Consider the following 21,093-nt stretch of genomic DNA (forward strand, 5'->3'; position numbering starts at 1 on the left):
CCGCCGTCCAGTCGAGGTCGAGGTAGATCGACCAGCTCGTCGAGATGCCGCCCGCGCCGCCGCCGTGGGTGATGATCCGCTGGTTGTCGTAGATGGGGGCGACGGGCCCGTACGCCTGGAGCCCGCGGGAGGGGTGCTCGCCCGGGCCGCGCCGGAGGACGCGAGCAGGCCGCCGGCGGCCAGCGGAACGGCGCCGGCCAGCCCGAGTGCCGCCCGGCGCGACGGCTGACGGCCGGATGAGGATTGCTGCGGGGCCACAGGACCCCTTTCGCCGGTGACGATCTGACGTGTGAGATGCAATCGCGTTCGCCGTTTCCCCGGCGTTTCCGGATCCTCCGGAGATCCGAAACGTAATTTGCGCAAACTATATTGCGCAAATTTTCTTTTCTATCTACTCTGCTGTCATGGCCCCCACCGAGAAGACCCATCGCGTCAAGGACCTCGACACGCTCAAGGCCCTGGGTCACCCGCTGCGCATCCAGCTCTACCGCGCGCTCCACGTCGCCGGCACGGCGACCGCCTCGCAGCTCGCCGAGCAGGTGGACGAGGCGGTGTCGCTGGTCAGCTACCACCTGCGCAAGCTGGCCGCGCACGGGATCATCGAGGAGGCCGAGGGCCGCGGCGGGGACGCCAGAGAGCGCTGGTGGCGGCCGACCGCCACCGGCATCGCCACCAGGGAAGAGGACTTCAGCGACGGCCCCGAGCGCGCCGCCGTCCACACCGCGGTCTCGCGCGTGTTCGCCCGCCAGCGCGGCGAGCTGTACCAGAGCTATCTCGACACGAAGTCCGCCTGGAGCGACGACTGGCGCCACGCGGCCTTCAGCTCCGAGCACTGGCTGGCGCTCACGGCCGCCGAACTGGACGAGATGGGGGAGGAGCTCAACGCGCTGGTCCGGAGCTGGCGGCGGCGCGGCGAGGCGGCGCGGGAGGCGGGCGACACGGAGGGCCGGGAGAACGTGGCCGTGCACACGTACGGCTTCCCGTTCCGTACCTGACGGCCCTGATCGGGAGGAGAGAGCCGATGAATCCGGACTTATACCTGTACGTCGAGCGGGTCCGGGCCCGCGAGCTGCGAGCCGACGCCGAACGCCACCGCCTCACCCGGACCGCCGCCGCCCCGGGCCCGGCGGTCCGGGCCTGGGAGGCGCGGCTGGGCTGGGCGCTGGTGGCGGTGGGCCTGCGGCTCGTGCAGCGCCGGGCCGTCGACTACTGAGCGAGCCCGAGCTGGTGGCCCATGGCCACCGTGTCCCTGATGGCCCAGTGCTCCACGATCCGGCCGTCCCGTACGCGGATCAGGTCCATCCCGCGCACCTCGTAGCGCCGGCCCGAGGCGGTGTGGGTGCCCCGGCTGAGGTAGACGTTGGCCGACAGGTCGCCGTCGTGCACGTTCTGCTCGACCTCGACCGAGACGTCGTGGAAGCCCGTCTCCCCGGAGGCCGTCCGCTCCCACTTCTCCCGCCACGCCGCCAGTCCGTGGTGGTCGCCGTCGGTGCCGCCCCGATGGTCGATCACGTCGGGGTCGATGAGGGCGAGTGCCTCGTCCATCCGCCCGGCCAGCGCCTCCGGGTAGAGCTCCAGGATCCGCTGATGCACCTCCGCAGCCGTCATGGCGACCTCCTTCCAGCTAAGTGGGGAACTCCCCGTTTATGGTTCTCGGCTACAGTAACCGGGGACTTCCCCACTTAGCAAGGAGTCAGATGGGATCGTCTCGCCCGCTGCGGGCGGATGCGCAGCGCAATCGCGACCTGCTGCTGGCCGCGGCGGCCCGGGTGTTCGCCGAACGCGGCACCGACGCGCCGCTGGACGAGGTCGCCCGCCGCGCCGGAGTCGGGAACGCCACCATGTACCGGCATTTCCCCACCCGCTCCGACCTGCTCGTCGCCGTCTACGCCGACGAGGTGGCCCAGCTCTGCGCCGGCGCGGAGGAGCTGCGGGCGGCCGGCTCGCCGCGGGAGGCGCTGCACGAGTGGCTGCGGCGGTTCATGGACCACCTCACCACCAAGCGCGACCTGGCCCTGGCCGCCTCCCACGAGACGGCCCGGCACGCCGAGTGGCATCGATCGATGCTCGGCGCCGCCTCAGGGCTGCTGGAGGAGGCCCAACGAGCCGGTGACGTACGCGCGGACCTGGACGTACGCGACCTGCTCACACTCGTCAGGGGCATCACCCTGGCCGCCGCGGACCGGGCCCAGGCCGAGCGCCTGCTGTCCCTGGTGAACTGGCGGGCCTGATCACGGCACGTCGCCCGCCCGGTCCACGATGCCCGACCCGAGCACCGACATCCCCACGACCTCGCCGTCGTTCACCACCTTCACTCCCATGTAGTGGTAGTCCTCCGGATCGAGGACGTAGTACGCCTTGACACCGTCCCCGGCGTCGAACGCCACCCCGACGCCCCGGCGCCCGTCCAGGTCGGTGGTGCCCGGCTCGACCGACACGTGCGGGATCCTGGCCAGCGCCCGTCACCGAGGCCGCGGTCGTACGTGTCCAGGCGCTGCAGGGCCACGGCGAACGTCTCGGCGACGATGTCGTCGGCCGGTTCCACGCCCAGCCGCCGCACGACGTAATGCTTGAGCTCGGGAGCGTGGTCGACGAACAAGGTGGCGAACCGCTCGGGCTCGTGCCGGGGCACCGCGTCCACCGCGCCACCGCCGCCCGCCCGGCTCTCGTGTCGCATGTCTTGCCTCTCGGGTGTCTCTGGTCATGACACGAGTAATTGCCACGAACAGGGACGGCGGTTCCAAAAACGATCAGCCCACCCGGTAACCGGGTGGGCTGACGGTGCGGGAGGGGGACTAAACGCCCAGGGCCGAGGGCAGGCTCAGCTCCTGCAGGAACAGCGCCTCGGTGGTCGCCACCCTGCGCAGCTCCTCCAGGTCCACCCGCTCGTTCGGCGCGTGGATGGCCGCCTCCTCGTCCTCCGCCCCGAACAGCAGGATCTCCGCCGCCGGGTACTGCTTCAGCAGCGTGTTGACGAGGGGGATCGAGCCCCCGGCGCCGACGTCGCGCGGCGGGCGGCCGAAGGCGCGCTCCATGGCGCGGTTCAGGGCCGCGCGGGCCTTGCCGCCCGAGTCGGCCTGGAAGCCCGACCCGACCGTGAAGTCCCCGAACGACACCTGCACGTTCCACGGCGTCACCTGGCGCAGGAACTCCACGACCGCGTTCACCGTCGTCTTCGGGTCGCCGGCCGGAGGCACGCGCACCGTCACCCGGGCCCGCGCCGCCGGCTGGACGGCGTTGACCGCGCCCGACACCGTCGGCACGTCCAGCCCCGTGACCGTGATTGCGTACGAGGACCACAGCCGGTCCGCCAGCGAGCCCGAGCCCACCAGAGACACCCCGTCCAGCACCCCGGCCGTCTTCCTGAACTCCTCCTCCGACGGCCCGTGCCCGAGGAACGAACCCCGGGGCAGCCCCGGCACGCGGATGTCGCCGTTGTCGTCGTGCAGCGAGGTCAGCATGCGCATGAGCGCGGCCAGCGCGTCGGGGGCCGCCCCGCCGAACGAGCCGCTGTGCAGGGCCTCCCGCAGCGTACGGACCTCGATCGTGAAGGCGGCCATCCCGCGCAGCGAGGTCGTGACCGCTGGGTCGCCCACGCGCGGGTTGCCGGTGTCGGCCACCACGATGGCGTCGGCCCGCAGCAGGTCGGGGTTGCGCTCGACGAACGCCTCCAGCCGGTCGCCCGCGTATTCCTCCTGGCCCTCGATGATGACCTTGATGCCCACCGGGAACCGGCCCTGGAAGGCGCGCAGGGCGGTGACGTGCGAGATGACGCCCGACTTGTCGTCCGCGCAGCCCCGCCCGTACAGGCGGCCGTCGATCAGGGTCGGCTCGAACGGCGGCGTCCGCCACGTGGCCGGGTCGCCCGCCGGCTGTACGTCGTAGTGCGCGTAGAGCAGGACCGTGGGCATGCCGGGAGGCGCGGGCGCCTCGCCGTAGACGGCGGGGAAGCTGCCCTCGACGGCAACCTGCTGCACGCGCGGCAGTCCGGTGGAGCGCAGGAGCTCCTCCGTCATGGCGGCGGCGGCGAACACGGGCTCTTCCGGGTGCCCGGGGAAGGCCACGGAGGGAATGGCGGCGAGCCGCTTGAGCTCCTCGATGGCCTGTGGCATCGCGGCGGAGACAGCGCTCTCGATCTGTTCAGGAGTCACGGGACGGTCCCCCGGGGGTTGTTCTAACGGTTAACAACAATTCATAGCGGTTGACAGCAGTTTGCTCTCATTGGATCACAACAGCCCCCACGCTGCGGGAACGGGGCGGGCACAGCCTTGACCCGCGCGCTAATCTACTGCGGATTTCGTTGTTGTTACATACCGGTTCTGCGGATCTCGATTTTCTTGCATAGTGCTGCGACCGATTCGCTTGGCAAACCGCAGGTGAGCATGCAGACTGTGGGGAGTTCAGACACGAGGGAAGATAACCATGACGCAGCCGGAACACGACGTCCTGAAGGCCGCGCAGGACAACCTGTGGTTGCACTTCACCAGGCACAGTGCCTACGAACAGTCCGAGATCCCGACCATCGTGCGCGGTGAGGGATCGTACGTCTACGACATCCACGGCAAGCGCTACCTCGACGGCCTGGCCGGGCTGTTCGTGGTCCAGGTGGGCCACGGTCGCCAGGAGCTGGCCGAGGCCGCCGCCAAGCAGGCCCAGGAGCTGGCGTTCTTCCCGCTGTGGTCCTACGCCCACCCCAAGGCGGCCGAGCTGGCCCAGCGACTGGCCTCCCACACTCCCGGCGAGCTGAACCGCGTCTTCTTCACCACGGGCGGCGGCGAGGCGGTCGAGACCGCCTGGAAGCTGGCCAAGCAGTACTACAAGCTCGTCGGCAAGCCGCTCAAGCACAAGGTCATCAGCCGCCAGATCGCCTATCACGGCACCCCGCAGGGCGCGCTGTCGATCACCGGCATCCCGGCGTTCAAGCAGATGTTCGAGCCCCTCGTGCCGGGCTCGGTCCGCGTGCCCAACACCAACCACTACCGCGCCGACGAGATCACCGGTGTCCCGGGCATGACGCCCGAGCAGTACGGCATCTGGGCCGCCGACCGGGTGGCCCGCGCCATCGAGATGGAGGGCCCCGACACGGTGGCCGCCGTCTTCGCCGAGCCCGTCCAGAACGCCGGCGGTTGCTTCCCGCCGCCTCCCGGCTACTTCCAGCGCCTGCGCGAGATCTGCGACGAGTACGACGTGCTGCTCGTCTCCGACGAGGTCATCTGCGCCTTCGGCCGGCTGGGCACCATGTTCGGCGGCCAGAAGTTCGACTACGTGCCTGACATCATCACCTGCGCCAAGGGCATGACCAGCGGCTACTCGCCCATCGGCGCCATGATCGCGCACGAGCGGCTGTTCGAGCCGTTCAAGGACGGCGACACCATGTTCGCCCACGGCTACACCTTCGGCGGGCACCCGGTCTCCGCGGCCGTGGCCCTGGCCAACCTCGACATCTTCGAGCGCGAGGACCTGCTCGGCCACGTGACGAAGAACGAGCCCCTGTTCAAGCAGACCCTCGACGACCTGCGCGACCTGCCGATCGTCGGCGACGTGCGCGGCTCCGGCTACTTCTGGGGCATCGAGCTGGTCAAGGACAAGGCCACGAAGGAGACGTTCGACGCGGCCGAGTCCGAGCGGCTGCTGCGCGGCTTCCTGTCGAAGGCGCTGTTCGACGCCGGCCTCTACTGCCGCGCCGACGACCGCGGCGACCCCGTCATCCAGCTCGCTCCGCCGCTCATCGCCGGCCAGAAGGAGTTCGACGAGATCGGGTCGATCCTCCGCGGCGTGCTCACCGAGGCGTGGGCGCGCCTCTAGGCCCCGCCTGAGAACCACCCCTCAATCCGGTACGACGAAGTGCCGGTTCCCGAAAGGATCCACCGCAATGAAGATCGGCGTCCCAGCCGAGGTCAAAAACCACGAATATCGCGTCGCCGCCACCCCGGCGGGCGTGCACGAGCTGGTGCGCAACGGGCACGACGTCACCGTACAGCGGGGCGCGGGCCTGGGCTCGCAGATCACGGACGAGGAGTACCTCGCGGCGGGCGCGAAGATCATCGATAGCGCCGACGCCGTGTGGGCCGAGGCGGACATGGTGCTCAAGGTGAAGGAGCCGATCGCCGAGGAGTACCACCGGCTGCGCGAGGGGCTGGTGCTGTTCACGTACCTGCACCTGGCCGCCTCCCGCCCCTGCACCGACGCCCTGCTCGGCGCCCGGACCACGGGCATCGCGTACGAGACCGTGCAGGTGGGCAACGCCCTGCCGCTGCTCGCCCCGATGTCGGAGGTCGCGGGCCGGCTGGCGCCGCAGGTGGGCGCGTACAACCTGATGCGCTTCAACGGCGGCCGGGGCGTCCTGCCGGGCGGCGTGCCCGGCGTGGCCCCGGCGAAGGTGGTCGTGATCGGCGGCGGCGTCTCCGGGCTGAACGCCGCCCAGATCGCCGTCGGCATGGGTGCCGAGGTCACCGTCCTCGACACCAACATCGACCGGCTGCGCTTCATCGACGCCATCTACCAGGGCCGGCTCAAGACGCTGGTCTCCACGCGGTACGCGATCGAGCAGGAGGTCCTGCAGGCCGACCTGGTCATCGGCGCGGTGCTGATCCCCGGCGCCAAGGCCCCGACGCTGGTCTCCAACGACCTGGTCGCGCGCATGAAGCCGGGCTCGGTGCTCGTCGACATCGCCATCGACCAGGGTGGCTGCTTCGAGGACTCGCGTCCGACCACGCACGCGGAGCCGACGTACAAGGTGCACGAGTCGGTCTTCTACTGCGTGGCCAACATGCCGGGCTCCGTGGCCAACACCTCCACGTACGCCCTGACCAACGCGACCCTCCCGTACGCGGTCAAGCTGGCCAACCTGGGCTGGCGCGAGGCCCTGAAGGTCGACGCCGGCCTGGCGGCCGGGCTCAACACGCACGACGGCCTGCTCACCAACGAGCCGGTCGCCGAGGCGCTCGGCCTGGCCTACACCCCGGTCGCCGAGCTCGTCTGATTGTCGGCGGTGGAGGGTACGGTGGCGCCACCGTACCCTCCACCATCCTTGAGAGGCAGCGATGGCGCTCAGCATCAGTCAGGTCACCATCTACGTCGCGGACCAGCAGCGGGCGGTCGACTTCTGGTCGGGCAAGGTGGGCTTCGAGGTCACCCGCGACATGCCGTACGGCGATGACCGCTGGATCGAGGTGCAGCCGCCCGGCGGCGGCACCCGCCTGGTGATCAGCAAGGCCGATCCCGACGGGCCGGCGCTGGTCAAGGACATGCCCAACTACGTTCTGTTCCAGGCCGACGACATCGTCAAGACGCACCGGGAGCTGGCGGGGCGCGGCGTGGTGTTCACCCAGGAGCCCACGCGACAGCCGTGGGGCTGGTCGGCCGTGTTCACCGACGACGACGGCAACCTGTTCCATCTGGGCCAGAGCTAGCGCACGCCCAGGCGCCGCCGCAGGTCGCGGGCGGTGGCCAGCACGTGCTCGAGCTCGTTCGGGCTCGGCCACGGCGCGCTGCCGGGGCGCACCAGCGTGCCGCGCACCGACGCCAGGTGCTCGACCGCGCTCATGTGCACCCCGCTCCGCGCCGCCAGCCACGCGAACACGTCGGAGTGGTTGTGCAGCGGCCTGGTCACCAGGTCCCACGTGCCCAGCACCTCGGCCAGGTCGGCCACCGCCAGCGGGACACCGCCCCGGCGCGCGATGGCCGCCGCGGCCAGCTCGGCCCTGGCGGTCAGTTCGGGCTCGGCGTGCCGGCCCCAGGCGGGCGGCGGCGGATCCGCCAGCCACTCCTGCGCCTCCCCGTGCTCCCCGGCCACCGACAGCAGCCCGCCCAGCTCGACCGCGGCCCCGTGGTGCCCGGCCTCGGCCGCCTGCCGGAACCAGTGCTGCCCGCCCGCCAGGTCGCCGAACTCGGCGATGAGCAGCAGGCCGTAGTTGAAGGCCGCCTCGGCGTCCCCGCCGGCCGCCGCCCGGCCGAACCAGTGGCTGGCCGCCGCCGTGTCGCCGAGCTCCACGCAGACGAAGCCGGCCATCCGCTGGTCCTCCGCCCGCCCGGCGGCGGCCGCCTGCTCGTACCAGCCCCGCGCCGTACGCAGGTCGCCCCGGGACAGCGCGACCCCGCCCAGCCGCGAGGCCGCGCCGGGATGCTCGCTGCGCGCGGCCAGCCGGTAGTAGGCCTCGGCGCCCTCGGGGTCGCGGCTGGCGTGCAGGTAGAGGCCCATGCAGTACGCCGACTCGGCGTGGCCGCCCCTGGCCGCGCACTCCCACCAGTGCACGGTCTCCTCCTCCTCGCCCGCCGCGTAGGCCAGGAAGCCCAGGTCGTGGGCGGAGGCCGCGTCACCGTCCGTGGCCGCCCGGCGGTGCCACTCGCGCGCCGTGCCCGGCTCGCCCGCGTCCTCGTACATCAGGGCCAGCCTGCGGGCGGCCGTCCTGGACCCGCCCGTGGCCCCGATCTCGAACCAGGCCCTGGCCGCCTCGGCGTCGCCGCGCTGCTCCAGCAGGAGCGTGGCCAAGTTCGTGGCCGCCTCGGCGTCGCCGGTGCCGGCGGCGGCTTCGTACCAGGTGACGGCCTCCTCCAGGCTGCCGTGTTTCTCGTGCCAGATGCCCAGGTTGTAGGCGCTGTCGACGTTGCCGCCCGCGGCCGCCAGCTCCCACCAGAGCTTGGCCGCCGCGCGGTCGCCGTGCTGGGCGTAGAGCTTGCCGAGCCGGTGCGCGGCCTGCGCGTCGCCCGCGTGCGCCGCGGCCAGCAGCTCGGGCTCGTCTCCCACGCGCGGCGCCGGTACGGCCGGCGCCGCCACCTCTCCTTGCCAGGCCATGGCGACAGACTGGCACGTGATCGCCCGATCGCGAACCGTAATCGCCGACAAGGCTCTACGAGAAGTCGATGAACCCGGTGTACATGCCCATTCCGCACGCGTACCGCAGCAGGCCGGGCGGTTGCGGCGGCAGCCGGACGGTGGCCGGCAGGGCGACGTCGCGCCCGGCGATCGAGACCGTGCCGGCGCAGCCCCGGTCCGCCAGCTTGAAGACCACCTCGACGGGCACCCCGGCCCGCGCCGACACCATGGCCGGCCGGTAGCCCTCCCGCGTCGCCCACACGGTGACCGACCGCGCGGGCGGGCCGGCCGCCTCGGGAGCGGCGGTGGAGACCCAGCCGCCCAGGTTGATCCCGGCCACGGCGGTCCAGAGCCCGGCGGCGATCGCGACGACCCCGGCCACCCGGGCCAGCCTGGTCCGGGAGATGCGCCGCAGGAGGTATCCGAGCAGCGCGAACGCCGGCGCGGTGCCGACGACGAACCCCGCCATGGCCGCCGCCCCCGCCGCCGGGGAGCCGCTGGAGATGGCGAGCATCTCGATGCCGAGCGTCACCCCGCAGGGCACCAGGATCGTGGCCGCGCCCAGCAGGGGGGCCTTGTACCGGGACGGAGCCGCCGGCTCCGCGGGCGCGCAGCCGGCGCGCCCGCGCCGCATGAGCCTGATGGCGAAGACGATGACCGTGAGCCCGGCCGCGACGAGCAGCACCGCCCGCGCCTGCGGCGGCAGGGCGACGGCCGAGCCGAGCAGCCCGAGCAGCGCCCCCACAGCGGTGTACGACACCAGCCGCCCCGCCAGGAACCAGCCCACCAGCGCGGGATCACGCCCGCGGGAGCCGTCGACGAGGCCCATCAGTAGCCCGCCCTGCGCCGCCGTGCAGGTGGCGGTGCCCGCGACCAGGCCCGCGGCGAGCCCGCCGGCCAGCAGGGTGAGGGTCTGCCCGCTCAGCGGACGAGCGCCAGGTCGGCCGGAGACCCGCTCCTGGCGGCCGCCACGATCGGGCCGAAGGGGTCGGGGGCGTCAGTGATGATCACCTGGCACTGGCCGCAGAGCTCGGCGATGGACCGCATGCTTGTCCCCACTCTCGACGAAGCCGTATCCGAAACGTAACGCGACTCCATGGATGCGGCCAGTGACACTTGTTACACCCTTAGTGATGTTTAGGAGGATCCGCCCCTGAGAACGGACATCCTTTCGAAGTATTCGTCGTCGGTCATCTCACCGCGTGCGTACCTCTCGGCCAGGATCTGCTCGGCGGACGCGGTCGGCGAGGCCGCCGGAGCGTTGGCCGCGGTGGCGTGCGCGCGGCGCGGGCCCCACCAGCCCTTCCGCCAGCCCGTGACGGCCACCGCGATGAGCGAGACCCAGAGCAGCCCCCAGATGACCGGGAAGATCGGCGAGAAGCCGCCGGCGCCGCCCCAGTGCGGCGCCCATTGGGCGATGGTGTTCATGTTCTCCTCCTTGGTTCGTACCTCCAGGGTCCGCCGGCGGAGGACATGACGAATCGGATGTGGGGCTCTGTTCGCGCTCCGCCCCGGGGAGTGCTCGGGCGGGCGGGCCGTACGACGGCTGGGGTAGCGCCCCGGCGCGTCTCGTCGTCCTCAGGGCGGGGGCCGGTCAGGCCAGGCAGAACTCGTTGCCCTCGGGGTCGGCCAGCACGACCCAGTCGTCGTGCGTGGTCAGCAGCTTGGCGCCGAGCCCGATCAGCCGGTCGATCTCGCTGTCGAGGTCGTCGGCGCGCAGGTCGAGGTGGAGCCGGTTCTTGACGATCTTGCGCTCGGGCACCCGCTGGAACCACAGCCGCGGCGATCCGCCGTCGACCAGCACGGTCGGATCGTCCTCCGGGTCGAGGACCCCTTCCTCGCGCAGCCGCGCGAGCTCGGTCTCGTCATAGGGCGCCACGGCGTAGCCGTCGAGCACCGCCGCCCAGAAGCGGGCCAGCGAGGCCGGGTGCCGGCAGTCCACCACCACGTCATGCAGCCTGGCCATCGGGCCTCCTCGCCTCGACGTGCCTCTCCCGGATCGGATCCTCGTACGCGCGCGGCATTCTTCGACCTTTTCAGCGGCCGGGCCCGGCATTCAACCAAATTTGGTCATACGATCCGGCTGCGTACGGTCGTACGGTCGATGCCGAGCTGGTCGATGACCTGCGCGGCCGGGTCGGGCCGGGCCTGCGCCAGCAGGCCGAGCGCCAGGTGCCGGGGCGTCTCCGCGTCCCTGGTCCGCATCGTCGTGGCCTTGATGGCCTGGTTGAGCACGGCACGCGCGCTGGAGGTGAGCGCGGTGCCGGGGACGGCCGGGTGCTTGCGCGGCGTCTTGGGCGCGTCGCCGACCTCCAGGCCCAGCATGCGCAGCGCCGCCCGGTCGAGCTCGTCCAGCGCCGCGCGGGCGGAGGCCACGTCGGTGCCCAGCGCCCGCGCGGACTCCTCGTGGTGGAGGAGGCCGAGCAGCAGGTGCTCGGTGCCCATCCGCCGGTCGCCGCGCAGCCGGGCCTCCTCGAACGCGGCCTTGATGATCACCGTGACCGGGCTCTTCTGCCTGCCGAACATCGTCAGCACCTCACTTCCCGTATTTGGCGTGCACCGACTGCCGTGACATGCCGAGCGCGTCGCCGATCTGCTCCCAGGTCCATCCCTGCTCCCTGGCCAGCGCCACGGACACCGCCTCGACCTGCTCGGCCAGCCGGTGCAGGGCGCCGACCGCCCGCAGGCCCGTCGCCGGGTCGTTGGCCCGGATCCGCTCGGACAGCTCTGTAACGTCCACGTTGTCAGGCTAGCTTGACAGGTGCGAATTTGTCAATCTAGCCTGACAGGCATGGAGGATGTGCTGATCGTAGGGGCCGGACCCGTGGGGCTGATGCTCGCGTGCGAGCTGAGCCTGGCCGGAGTCCGCCCGATCGTGCTGGAGAAGAGGGCCGAGCCGAGCGAGCTGCCCAAGGCCAACGGGCTGGGCGGGCAGGTCGTCGAGCTGCTCGACCACAGAGGGCTGCTGGAGCGGTTCAGCGAGGGCAGCCCGTTCGCGGGGCGGGCGCCGGGGTTCCCGTTCGGGTCGGTGCCGCTGCGCTTCGACGGGATCGACGACAGTCCGCTGCGGCTGCTGCTGATCCAGCAGCCGAGGCTGGAGCGGCTGCTGGCCGAGCGGGCACGGGAGCTCGGGGTCGAAGTCAGGCGGGGGTGCGAGGTGCTGTCGCTCTCCCAGGACGAGGAAGGGGTGACGCTCGACGTCGCGGACGGCGGCGGTCGCGCGCCGCTCCGGGCCCGGTACGCGGTCGGCTGCGACGGCGCGCGCAGCCTCGTACGCGAGGGGGCCGGGATCGCCTTCCTCGGCACCACCGACGAGGAGGGGCTGCTGATCGGTCACTTCAAGGCCGACATGAAGGTGTTCGAGTCCCTGGAGGGGGACGGGCTCCAGCCGGGCTGGAACCGCGGGCCGGGCGGTCGCGTGCTGCTCACCTCGCTCCACGACGGCGTGCTCGTCGCCGGCGTGCGGGAGCGGGGCGACCTCGCGGACGGCCCCGTGACGCTGGAGGACTTCCGGGCCGCCGTCCGCCGCGTGCTGGGCATGGACGTGCCGCTCGGCGAGCCGATCTGGCTGTCGAGCACGGTCGCGCAGGCCAGGCTCGCCGAGCGGTACCGGGCCGGGCGGGTGTTCCTCGCGGGCGACGCCGCCCACCTGTTCCCGGCGGGCGGGTCGGCGCTCAACGTGGGCATGACGGACGCGGCCAACCTCGGCTGGAAGCTGGCCGCCAGGCTGCGCGGGCGGGTGCCGGACGCGCTGCTCGACACGTACGAGGCCGAGCGCCGGCCGGTCGCCGAGCGCACGCTCATGCAGACCCGGGCGCAGGCGGCGATCGACCGGGTCGAGGGCGAGGACGGCGTGGCGCTGCGGGCGCTGCTCGCCGAGGTGTTCGCCTTCGACCAGCCGGCCCGCCACCTGGCCGCACTGCTGACCGACTCCGGCCTGCGGTACGGACCCACCGGTGGCGCCGCCCCCGAGCCCGGGGATGCCGGGCACCCGGAGGCCGCTGCTGAAGGCGCCGCGCATCCGCTGGTCGGCCGGTTCCTGCCGGACCTGGCGCTGGCCGGCGGGGGACGGGCGGCCGAGCTGATGCACGCGGCCCGGCCCGTGCTGCTCGACCTGGGCGGCGGGGCCGAGCTGGACGACGACTGGATCGACGTGGTCAGGGCCCGCTGCGACGACCCGCCCGCCGACACGCTGCTGATCCGCCCGGACGGCTACGTGGCCTGGGCGGGCGCCGAGGGGCTGGCGGAGGCGGCCGAGGAGTGGTTCGGCCTCGCCACCGCCCACCAGAGGTGACCCCGCGGCCGGGCGACGGGTCAGAGCCAGCCCGGCTTGACCAGGCCCGACTCGTAGGCGATCACGACGAGCTGGGCGCGGTCGCGGGCGTGCAGCTTCATCATGGCCCGGCTCACGTGCGTCTTCGCCGTCGCCGGTGACATGAACAGCTTGGCCGCGATCTCGTCGTTCGTCATCCCGGTCCCGACCAGGGCGAGCACCTCGCGTTCGCGCTCGGTGAGCTGGTCGAGGCCGTCGGCGGCGACGGGCTCCTTGGCGCGGGAGGCGTACTCGGCGATCAGGCGGCGGGTCACGCTGGGGGACAGCAGCGCCTCGCCGGCCGCCACCACCCGCACCGCCTGGATCAGCTCGGCCGGCTCGGTGTCCTTGACCAGGAAGCCGCTGGCGCCGCCGCGCAGCGCCTCGAAGACGTACTCGTCCAGCTCGAACGTCGTCAGGATGATGATGTGCGGCCCCGGCGGCATCTGGCGGGTGGCGGTCAGGCCGTCGGTGCCCGGCATGCGGATGTCCATGAGCACGACGTCCGGCTGGTGCTCGCCCGCCAGCCGGACGGCCTGCGCGCCGTCGGACGCCTCGGCCACCACGGTCATGTCCGGCTGGGCGTCGAGCAGCGCCTTGAAGCCCGCGCGGACCAGCGCCTGGTCGTCGGCCAGCAGAACCTTGATCATGATGTCTCCTCGGGTAGGGGCAGCCGGGCCTCGACCTGGAAACCGGCGCCCGACGGACCGGCCACCAGCGTGCCGCCAAGCGCGGAGGCCCGCTCGCGCATGCCGGGGATCCCGTTGCCGCTGCCCGACTCGGCCAGCACGGCGGCGGTGGTGGCGCCCGTGTCGGACACCCGGACGACCAGCTCCTTCTCGCCGTACTCCAGGCGCACGTTCACCTCGGCCCCCGGCGCGTACCGGGCGGCGTTCGTGAGCGACTCCTGCACGATCCGGTACGCCGCCCGCTCCACCTGGGACGGCAGCGGCCGCGAGCCGATGCGCTTGAGCGCCACCTTCATCCCCGAGCGCTCGACCAGCTCGTCGAGGCGGTCGAGCCCGGCGGTCGGGGAGCGTGGCGCGCCCTCGCGCAGCACGTTCAGCACCGAGCGCATCTCGCCGAGCACCTCCTTGGAGGCCGTCTTGATCGTGGCCAGGGCGGTCCTGGCCTGCTCGGGGTTGGCGTCGATGAGGTGCAGCGCGGTGGACGCCTGCACGTGGATGAGCGAGATGTTGTGCGCGAGCACGTCGTGCAGCTCCTGCGCCATGGTCAGGCGCTCCTCGCTGGCCTGCCGCCGGGCCTCCTCCTCGGCGATCCGGTCCCGTTCGGCCCGGCGCTCCTTGACGACCTTGACCAGCTCGGCCACGACCATGAGCAGCATGATGGAGGTGAAGATCCATACGCTGTGGAAGAGGTCGCGGTTGCCGACCAGCCAGGCGTAGGTCACGAACGACAGCAGCGTCATCGCGGCCATGAGCCAGGCCATCAGCCTCCTGCCGCGCACCACCAGCAGGAACAGCAGGACACCCGGGCTGAGGAAGCTGGGGCCGTAGGCGTACCCGCCGACCAGGAAGAGATCGCAGGCGGCCAGCCCGGCGGCGGTCGTGAGCAGCGGGAAGCGGCGGTGCGCGAGGATCGCCAGCGGCCCGACCAGCAGCAGCAGGTACGCGTAGGGGTCCATCGGCTCCCTCGCGAACCGCTGCCCCCAGGAGGCGCCCCTGCCGATCACCAGCTGGCCGACCGCCACGATGAGGGCCAGATAGGGGTCGAAGCCGTACTTCCTGCGCACGCCCCCACGCTAGATCACCCCTCTGACCAGCGCATCACCCCAGCGTGTGAGGGGGCCCTACCACGACGGGCGTACGTAGGCCATCGTGGACACCATGCGCCGTGTGATCATTCCCGCAGCAGCAGTCCTCGTCGCGCTCGTGCCGGCCCCGGCCGCGCTGGCGGAGCGCCAGCAGAAAGTCCCCGTGGCCGAGGGGTACGGGGGCGCCGTCGCCACCGTGGACCTCGATGCCAGCAAGGCAGCCATCTCCGTGCTCAGGAAGGGCGGCAACGCCATGGACGCCGCGGTCGCCGCTGGTGCGGTGCTCGGCGTCACGGAGCCGTACTCGTCGGGCCTGGCCGGCGGCGGCTTCATGGTCTATTACGACGCCAGGCAGCGCAAGGTGTTCACGATCGACGGCCGGGAGACCGCGCCGCAGGCCATGACCGCCACCAGCCTCGAAGGCATCCCGTTCGAGGAGGGCGTCACCAGCGGCCTGTCGGCGGGAGTGCCGGGCACGGTCGCGAACTGGGACCTGGCCCTGCGCAGATTCGGCACGATCCCCCTCAAACAGGCCCTCCAACCGGCGATCGAGGTGGCCTCCAAGGGCTTCGTGGTGGACCAGACCTTCCACGACCAGACCGCCGCGAACGCCGCCCGCTTCAAGGACATCGCCTCCACGGCCAAGCTCTACCTCCCGAACGGCGCCCCGCCGCCCGTCGGCTCGGTCTTCAGGAACCCGGAGCTCGCCGACACCTACCGCGAACTGGGCAAGCGCGGCCCCTCCTGGCTGTACGGCGGGCAGCTCGGCAAGGAGATCGTGGCCACGGTCAAGCGGCCCCCGGTCACCCCCGGCAGCACCCGCAACGTCCGGCCGGGCCTGATGGAGCTGTCCGACCTGCGCGCCTACCGCGCGATCATGCGCGAGCCCACCAAGATCTCCTACAAGGGCATCGACGTGTACGGCATGGCCCCGCCCTCCTCCGGCGGCTCGACGGTCGGGGAGGCGCTCAACATCCTGGAGGCCCTGCCGCAGGTGGGCCTGCACGAATACCTGGAGGCGTCCAGGCTGGCCTTCGCCGACCGCGGCAAGTACGTCGGCGACATCCCCGGCGTGCCGCTGGCGGAGCTGCTGTCCGACGGCTTCGCCAAGGAGCGCTCCTGCCTGGTGGGCGACAGGGCCATGGCCCACCCGGCCGCGCCCGGCAGCCCGGACGGCGCGTACGAGCCCTGCGCCCCGCCCACCGGCGGCGCCACCCCGGTCGCGGCCGAGGGACCGGAGACCACGCACCTCGTCGTGGCCGACCGCTGGGGCAACGTGCTCGCCTACAACCTGACCATCGAGTCCACCGGCGGCAACGGCATCGTGGTGCCGGGCCGCGGCGTGCTGCTCAACAACGAGCTGACCGACTTCACCTTCGGCCCGGCCCCCGGCGACCCGAACCTGCCCGGCCCCGGCAAGCGGCCGCGCTCGTCGATGTCGCCGACGCTGGTGTTCGACGACGGCCGGCCGGTGCTGGCGGTGGGCTCGCCCGGCGGCTCCACGATCATCACGACCGTGCTGCAGATCCTGATCAACCGGTACGACTTCGGGATGAGCCTGCCCGACGCGCTCGCCGCGCCGCGCGCCACCCAGCGCAACACGGCGCAGACGCAGGCCGAGCCGGCGTTCCTGGCCCGCTACCAGGCCGAGCTGGAGGCCAAGGGGCACAGCTTCGCGCCCAACCCGGAGATCGGCGCCGCGACGGCGCTGGAGTTCCTCGGCCGGGGCCGGATCCAGGCCGCCGCCGAGCCGGTCCGCCGCGGCGGCGGCAGCGCGCTGGTGGTCTCGCCTAATAGATGAGTTCGTAGGCGCCGGGCTGCACCTTCCTCGTACGCGCCCAGTACTCGAAGGTGAAGCCCGGCCAGATCGTCCGGTTCACTCCGTTCTCGTCCAGATACCAGGACCGGCAGCCGCCCGCGTTCCAGACCAGCGGGTCGAGCCGCTCGCGCAGCCGGTCGTTGAACGCCCGCTGCGCCCCCGGCGTGACGTCCACGGCCCTGGCCTGGGTGCGGGAGAGCAGGCGCAGGCACTCGACGACGTAGCGGACCTGCGACTCGATCATGAAGACGACCGAGTTGTGCCCCAGGCCGGTGTTGGGGCCGAGGAGGAAGAACAGGTTGGGGAAACCGGAGGCGGTGATGCCGTAGTAGGCCTCCACGCCGTTCTTCCAGGCGTCCTGGATGCGCAGGCCGTCCCTGCCGGTGATCCGCTGGTCGGCCAGCGCGTCCACCACCTTGAAGCCGGTGCCGTAGACGATCGCGTCGGCCTCGTGCTCGACCCCGGCGGCGTCCACGAGCGAGCGCCGCCGGATCTCGCTGATCCCGTCGGTGACCAGAGTGACGTTGTCCCTGGTCAGAGCCGGATAGTAGTCGCTGGAGACGAGGATGCGCTTGCAGCCGATCAGGTAGTCGGGAGTGAGGGCGCGGCGCAGCCCGGGGTCGGGGACCTGGGCCCGCAGGTGGCGGAGGGCGAGCCGCTCGTGGACCCTCATCAGCCGGGGGTCCACGGCGAAGCCCAGGGCCCTGCTCTCCAGGGCCCAGTAGATGCCGCCGCGCAGGGTCCTGGCCGCGCCGGGCAGGTGCAGGAACCGGCGGGCGCCGGGGGAGAAGCCGAAGTCCGGCTTGGGGTGGATCCAGGGCGGCGTGCGCTGGAAGACGGTCAGGTGGCGGGCGGCGGGGGCGAGCTGGGGGACGAACTGGACGGCGGACGCGCCGGTGCCGACGACGGCGACGCGCTTGCCGGCCAGGTTCACGGAGTGGTCCCATGCGGCGGAGTGGAAGGCGGGGCCGGTGAAGGTCTCCCGTCCCGGGATATCCGGAAATTTTGGGATGTGGAGGGCGCCGATCGCGGAGACCACCGCCTTCGGGCGCAGGGTGTCGCCGTCCTCCGTGGTGACCGTCCAGTCGCGGGCGGCGTCGTCGTACTCCAGGGAGACGACGCGCCTGCCGTACCGGATGTGGGGGGTGACGCCGTATTTGGCGGCGCAGGCGCGCAGGTAGCCCTGGATCTCCTCCTGCGGCGAGAACATCCGCGACCAGTCCGGGTTCAGCTCGAACGAGTAGGAGTACATGTGCGAGGGCACGTCGCACGCGCAGCCGGGGTAGGTGTTGTCGCGCCAGGTGCCGCCCAGCTCGGCGGCCTTCTCCAGGATGACGAAGTCGTGGTAACCGGCTTGTTTGAGCTTGATGGCCATGCAGATCCCGGCGAACCCGGACCCGACGATCACTATCCCTGGCTCACCCACTGGTCCTCCCCGGGGGGTGTGCGCTTATTGGACGATTAATCTAATGTAGTGTCCGGCTCCCGATCGGGTCCAGAGTGACGCATCTCACGGAGGCGATGCCAGGGAACGACGAGAACCCGCCACGGCCTCCGCGGCGGGTGAACCTGTCGGCTGTTACCGGAGCAGCAGGAAGGCGGCGACGCCGATGATCACGATCACGGCGACGACCGCGATGATGGGGACGAGGGGCGACTTCTTGGGCTTGGCCGTGGCCTCCTGCTCGCGCGCGTTGGCGAACGCGCGGAAGGCCTGGGTGTTGCCCGCCGGGTCTATATGCTGGTCAGACATGGCCAGCAGCCTAGCGTGATCGCCTGCGAAGTTTGCGGCTTTTGGCGGGATCTAAGGCGATGGGCTGATTACGGGACCGCCCCATCGGGCGGATAGCTTTGAGGCATGCTGAGGACCCTGCTCTCTCCCCGCGTCATGGGGCTGCACCTGCTCACGATCGGGGTCCTCGTCGCGTTCATCATGCTCGGGCGCTGGCAGCTCGGCGTCTTCCAAGATTCGGGAAAGCCGCGCGCCTCCACTGATCCCGCGCCCGTCGCGGTCGCCTCGCTCGCCCAGGTGGGGGTCCAGATGAACGGCGAGGCGGTGGGCCGCCGGGTCACGGCGGAGGGGGTCTACGAAGCCGGCCGCCAGCTCCTGGTCGCCGACCGGCGGGCCGACGTCGACGCCCCCGGCGGCAACGTCTCGCGCGACCAGGGTTACTGGGTGCTCACGCCGCTCAAGCTCGACGACGGCACGCTCGTCCCCGTGGTGCGCGGCTGGGTCGCCGAGGCCGACGATCCCGCGGTGGCGGCCGTGCCGCAGGGCAGGGTCGCGCTGGCCGGGCGGCTGCGGCCGCAGCAGGGCACCGACAGCGTGCAGCGGCGCGCGGAGGGCCTGCCCGCCGGGCAGGTGCAGACGGTGTCCACGGGCGAGCTGGTCAACCTGTGGAGCGGGGAGCGGGTGCGCACCGGATATGTCGTGGCGCAGCCGGCCTCGGGCTCGCTGGCGCAGGTCAAGGTGGCGCCGCCGGTCGCCGGTGGCACGCTCACCTGGCGTAACCTGGCTTATGCCGCCAACTGGTGGATCTTCGCTGGATTCGCCGTTTTCATGTGGTTCCACTTCGTACGCGATGCCGTGCGGGCGGATCGGGACCGCGGCAAGTCGTCCCCTGAGATGGTTCTGGAAGGTTAACGGTGGAATCGGCTCTCAAGCCCTTCCGGGTGCTCGCGTACGTCGTCGGCGTCATGCTGCTCGTGCTCTGCGTGGGCATGGTGCTGCGCTACGGCTTCGGCGAGGCGGCCATGTCGAAGGTCATCGCCCCCATCCACGGCGGGCTCTACATGATCTACCTGATCGCGGTCATGAATCTGGGCATGAAGGCACGCTGGACGTGGCCGTACATGCTCGGTGTCATGCTCGGCGGCACGGTGCCCTTCCTCTCCTTCTACGTCGAGCGAAGGGTGACCCAGCGCGTGCAGACCGCGCTGGCCGCGGCGGAGGCCTGAGGCCCCCGCCGCCTGGCGGCCTGCCTCAGTGGCCGATGCCTCGCCTGCGGCTCCTCTTGAGCCGCTCGCGCTGAGACGGGTCGAGCATCAGGTAACCGACCACCGGAGCGGCGACCACGCCGAGGACGACCAGCAAGGTGACCCAACCGGGCAAGAAGATCAGCGAGAGCAGAACCGCGGCGCCTGCGCCGATGGCGTACTTCTGGACTGGCGACATCCTCAACTTCCTCCGAACGCGGAGCGCACGCCCCGCCTCTCCCACATTCTGCGTCCCCTGTCCAACGTGTGAACACACCGTTGTGGTTCCGCTCGCGATGTATCGCAATTGTTGTGCGGACCGTCAAGCCCGCTCGGCGACGATCGCGAGCAGGTCGCGACGGAGCTCGTCCAGTGTGGGACGTTCCACGGGATCGCCCGACAGGAGCCGGAACAGGACAGGAGCCAGCGCTCCCGCCCTGGTCAGCGGCGCGCCCGGCGCGGGCGGGCGGCCCTCGACGGCGGTGAAGAGCGTGGCCCCGAGCGACCACAGGTCGGCGGCCTGGGTCGGGGCGCCCTCGGGCGCGGTGTAGGCCGGGAGCGTTCCCGACCTCAGCAGCGGCGTGAGCCGGGCCCGCCCGGAGAAGTCGATGAGGACGTTGCCCGGTTGGATCCCGCCGTGGAACTCCCCCCACGCCGCGAGCCGGTCGATCACGGCCAGCCCGATCGCGGCCACCTCGGCGGGCGGCAGCGGGCCCGACGCCGCGACGACCGCGTCCAGCGGGCGGTCCACGGCCAGCCGGTCGAGCGTCTCGCGCACCACCTCCATCGGCGGCGGCCCCGCCGGATGCAGCATCGCCCTCAGCAGCGACCGGAACGGGTCGGCCCCTCTGGCCGGGACCTGGCCGGGCGGGCGGCCTTCGACCGCGAAGTGCAGCGTGGCGGCCAGCGACCACAGATCGGCGCTCGGCAACATGCTGAGGCTGGGGAACCCGAACCCGGTGAGCATCGCCCGGCCGGTCGTGGTGAGCAGCACGTTGCCGGGGTCGACCCGCCCGTGCACGATGCCCGCCTCGTGCGCGGCGGTCAGGGCCCCCAGGAGGCAGACGCCGATCCTGGCCGCCTGCGGGACGGGCAGCGGCCGGTGGGCGCGTACGGTCTGCTCCAGGGAGGCCCCGGAGACGAACTCCATGACCAGCCAGGGCACACCGTCCTCGACCAGCACGTCCAGCACCCGCACGACGTACGCGTGCCGCAGCCCGGTGGCCCGGCGCGCCTCGGACAGGGCCGCGTCGCGCAGCTCCGGGGGCACCCGCAGCTCCCTGACCGCGACGTCGCGGTGCTCCCTCTCGTCGAAGGCCAGGCGTACGGACCCCGTGCCCAGGGGGTTCAGCAGCCGGTAGCGACCGTTCAGCTTCCTGGTCTCACCCATTTCGAGG

26 protein-coding genes are annotated in these 21,093 nt (G+C 71.9%); 10 read left to right on the forward strand and 16 right to left on the reverse strand.

The annotated features are described in order from the left end of the window. The first annotated feature begins 404 nt into the window (after positions 1-404). Both ACTWPW_RS30955 and ACTWPW_RS30960 read left to right on the forward strand, forming a co-directional pair. On the forward strand, positions 405-995 hold the full coding sequence (locus tag ACTWPW_RS30955) for an ArsR/SmtB family transcription factor (RefSeq protein ID WP_443170697.1): 591 nt from the start codon (positions 405-407) through the stop codon (positions 993-995). A 26-nt stretch (positions 996-1,021) separates the two neighbouring features. After that, positions 1,022-1,213 carry a hypothetical protein gene (locus ACTWPW_RS30960; protein ID WP_375112898.1) on the forward strand — a complete coding sequence of 64 codons (192 nt, stop codon included), beginning with the start codon at positions 1,022-1,024 and terminating at the stop codon, positions 1,211-1,213. Here ACTWPW_RS30960 and ACTWPW_RS30965 read toward each other — a convergent pair. Further along, positions 1,207-1,608 carry an ester cyclase gene (locus ACTWPW_RS30965; RefSeq protein ID WP_443170698.1) on the reverse strand — a complete coding sequence of 134 codons (402 nt, stop codon included), beginning with the start codon at positions 1,606-1,608 and terminating at the stop codon, positions 1,207-1,209. The two genes, ACTWPW_RS30960 and ACTWPW_RS30965, sit on opposite strands and share 7 nt — an antisense overlap. 89 nt (positions 1,609-1,697) lie before the next feature. Between ACTWPW_RS30965 and ACTWPW_RS30970 the strand changes: the two genes are divergently transcribed. Continuing rightward, positions 1,698-2,231, forward strand: a complete 534-nt coding sequence (locus ACTWPW_RS30970) for a TetR/AcrR family transcriptional regulator (RefSeq protein WP_375112899.1) — start codon at positions 1,698-1,700, stop codon at positions 2,229-2,231. Here the strand turns inward: ACTWPW_RS30970 and ACTWPW_RS30975 are convergent, their stop codons facing one another. After that, on the reverse strand, positions 2,232-2,438 hold the full coding sequence (locus ACTWPW_RS30975) for a hypothetical protein (protein ID WP_375112900.1): 207 nt from the start codon (positions 2,436-2,438) through the stop codon (positions 2,232-2,234). 357 nt (positions 2,439-2,795) lie between these two features. Further along, positions 2,796-4,151 carry a dipeptidase gene (locus ACTWPW_RS30980; RefSeq protein WP_375112901.1) on the reverse strand — a complete coding sequence of 452 codons (1,356 nt, stop codon included), beginning with the start codon at positions 4,149-4,151 and terminating at the stop codon, positions 2,796-2,798. 271 nt (positions 4,152-4,422) lie between these two features. On the opposite strand from ACTWPW_RS30980, the gene ACTWPW_RS30985 reads away from it, so the two are divergent. From ACTWPW_RS30985 to ACTWPW_RS30995, 3 genes are all read left to right on the forward strand, one after another. Further along, positions 4,423-5,805 (forward strand): aspartate aminotransferase family protein, encoded by a 1,383-nt coding sequence (locus tag ACTWPW_RS30985; RefSeq protein ID WP_375112902.1) that lies wholly within the window; start codon positions 4,423-4,425, stop codon positions 5,803-5,805. Positions 5,806-5,872: 67 nt separating this feature from the next. Continuing rightward, entirely contained in the window at positions 5,873-6,982 is a 1,110-nt protein-coding gene (gene ald / locus ACTWPW_RS30990; protein ID WP_364119182.1) for an alanine dehydrogenase, read from the forward strand. A gap of 61 nt (positions 6,983-7,043) precedes the next feature. Beyond that, positions 7,044-7,412, forward strand: a complete 369-nt coding sequence (locus tag ACTWPW_RS30995) for a VOC family protein (RefSeq protein WP_375112903.1) — start codon at positions 7,044-7,046, stop codon at positions 7,410-7,412. Here ACTWPW_RS30995 and ACTWPW_RS31000 read toward each other — a convergent pair. From ACTWPW_RS31000 to ACTWPW_RS31030, 7 genes are all read right to left on the reverse strand, one after another. Continuing rightward, on the reverse strand, positions 7,409-8,794 hold the full coding sequence (locus tag ACTWPW_RS31000; protein ID WP_443170699.1) for a tetratricopeptide repeat protein: 1,386 nt from the start codon (positions 8,792-8,794) through the stop codon (positions 7,409-7,411). The two genes, ACTWPW_RS30995 and ACTWPW_RS31000, sit on opposite strands and share 4 nt — an antisense overlap. A 55-nt stretch (positions 8,795-8,849) precedes the next feature. Next, positions 8,850-9,740 carry an urease accessory protein UreH domain-containing protein gene (locus ACTWPW_RS31005; RefSeq protein ID WP_443170715.1) on the reverse strand — a complete coding sequence of 297 codons (891 nt, stop codon included), beginning with the start codon at positions 9,738-9,740 and terminating at the stop codon, positions 8,850-8,852. After that, the gene (locus ACTWPW_RS31010) at positions 9,737-9,862 is read right to left on the reverse strand and encodes a hypothetical protein (protein WP_375112905.1); all 126 of its coding nucleotides are present in this window, start codon (positions 9,860-9,862) and stop codon (positions 9,737-9,739) included. The genes ACTWPW_RS31005 and ACTWPW_RS31010 overlap by 4 nt, the downstream gene beginning before the upstream one ends. A gap of 90 nt (positions 9,863-9,952) precedes the next feature. Then, entirely contained in the window at positions 9,953-10,243 is a 291-nt protein-coding gene (locus ACTWPW_RS31015) for a hypothetical protein (RefSeq protein ID WP_375112906.1), read from the reverse strand. A gap of 166 nt (positions 10,244-10,409) precedes the next feature. After that, positions 10,410-10,781, reverse strand: a complete 372-nt coding sequence (locus ACTWPW_RS31020) for a VOC family protein (protein WP_364119168.1) — start codon at positions 10,779-10,781, stop codon at positions 10,410-10,412. A gap of 104 nt (positions 10,782-10,885) precedes the next feature. Next, the gene (locus tag ACTWPW_RS31025) at positions 10,886-11,341 is read right to left on the reverse strand and encodes a Clp protease N-terminal domain-containing protein (protein WP_375112907.1); all 456 of its coding nucleotides are present in this window, start codon (positions 11,339-11,341) and stop codon (positions 10,886-10,888) included. A gap of 10 nt (positions 11,342-11,351) precedes the next feature. Continuing rightward, positions 11,352-11,555 (reverse strand): hypothetical protein, encoded by a 204-nt coding sequence (locus tag ACTWPW_RS31030; protein ID WP_375112908.1) that lies wholly within the window; start codon positions 11,553-11,555, stop codon positions 11,352-11,354. Between the two features lie 51 nt (positions 11,556-11,606). Between ACTWPW_RS31030 and ACTWPW_RS31035 the strand changes: the two genes are divergently transcribed. Further along, the gene (locus ACTWPW_RS31035) at positions 11,607-13,109 is read left to right on the forward strand and encodes an FAD-dependent monooxygenase (RefSeq protein WP_375112909.1); all 1,503 of its coding nucleotides are present in this window, start codon (positions 11,607-11,609) and stop codon (positions 13,107-13,109) included. A 20-nt stretch (positions 13,110-13,129) separates the two neighbouring features. Here the strand turns inward: ACTWPW_RS31035 and ACTWPW_RS31040 are convergent, their stop codons facing one another. Both ACTWPW_RS31040 and ACTWPW_RS31045 read right to left on the reverse strand, forming a co-directional pair. Next, complete coding sequence (locus ACTWPW_RS31040; RefSeq protein WP_185109860.1) at positions 13,130-13,777, reverse strand: response regulator; 648 nt, start codon at positions 13,775-13,777, stop codon at positions 13,130-13,132. Then, positions 13,774-14,880 (reverse strand): sensor histidine kinase, encoded by a 1,107-nt coding sequence (locus tag ACTWPW_RS31045; protein WP_364119158.1) that lies wholly within the window; start codon positions 14,878-14,880, stop codon positions 13,774-13,776. The genes ACTWPW_RS31040 and ACTWPW_RS31045 overlap by 4 nt, the downstream gene beginning before the upstream one ends. A 94-nt stretch (positions 14,881-14,974) precedes the next feature. Between ACTWPW_RS31045 and ACTWPW_RS31050 the strand changes: the two genes are divergently transcribed. Continuing rightward, a complete protein-coding gene (locus ACTWPW_RS31050) occupies positions 14,975-16,702 on the forward strand; it encodes a gamma-glutamyltransferase family protein (protein ID WP_443170700.1) in 1,728 nt (575 codons plus the stop codon). Here ACTWPW_RS31050 and ACTWPW_RS31055 read toward each other — a convergent pair. Both ACTWPW_RS31055 and ACTWPW_RS31060 read right to left on the reverse strand, forming a co-directional pair. After that, entirely contained in the window at positions 16,692-18,146 is a 1,455-nt protein-coding gene (locus ACTWPW_RS31055; RefSeq protein ID WP_375112911.1) for a flavin-containing monooxygenase, read from the reverse strand. The genes ACTWPW_RS31050 and ACTWPW_RS31055 overlap by 11 nt on opposite strands. 153 nt (positions 18,147-18,299) lie before the next feature. Then, entirely contained in the window at positions 18,300-18,473 is a 174-nt protein-coding gene (locus tag ACTWPW_RS31060) for a hypothetical protein (protein ID WP_375112912.1), read from the reverse strand. A 105-nt stretch (positions 18,474-18,578) separates the two neighbouring features. On the opposite strand from ACTWPW_RS31060, the gene ACTWPW_RS31065 reads away from it, so the two are divergent. Continuing rightward, complete coding sequence (locus ACTWPW_RS31065) at positions 18,579-19,364, forward strand: SURF1 family protein (RefSeq protein WP_443170701.1); 786 nt, start codon at positions 18,579-18,581, stop codon at positions 19,362-19,364. A 2-nt stretch (positions 19,365-19,366) separates the two neighbouring features. Further along, entirely contained in the window at positions 19,367-19,678 is a 312-nt protein-coding gene (locus ACTWPW_RS31070) for a DUF3817 domain-containing protein (RefSeq protein WP_364119145.1), read from the forward strand. 25 nt (positions 19,679-19,703) lie between these two features. Here ACTWPW_RS31070 and ACTWPW_RS31075 read toward each other — a convergent pair whose 3' ends face one another. Together ACTWPW_RS31075 and ACTWPW_RS31080 are read right to left on the reverse strand one after the other, a co-directional pair. Further along, the gene (locus ACTWPW_RS31075; RefSeq protein ID WP_364119142.1) at positions 19,704-19,895 is read right to left on the reverse strand and encodes a hypothetical protein; all 192 of its coding nucleotides are present in this window, start codon (positions 19,893-19,895) and stop codon (positions 19,704-19,706) included. Positions 19,896-20,018: 123 nt separating this feature from the next. Further along, on the reverse strand, positions 20,019-21,086 hold the full coding sequence (locus ACTWPW_RS31080; RefSeq protein WP_443170702.1) for a protein kinase domain-containing protein: 1,068 nt from the start codon (positions 21,084-21,086) through the stop codon (positions 20,019-20,021). Between the last annotated feature and the right edge of the window lie 7 nt (positions 21,087-21,093).

Source organism: Nonomuraea sp. KM90 (genome assembly GCF_052246675.1).
Taxonomy (GTDB): Bacteria; Actinomycetota; Actinomycetes; order Streptosporangiales; family Streptosporangiaceae; genus Nonomuraea.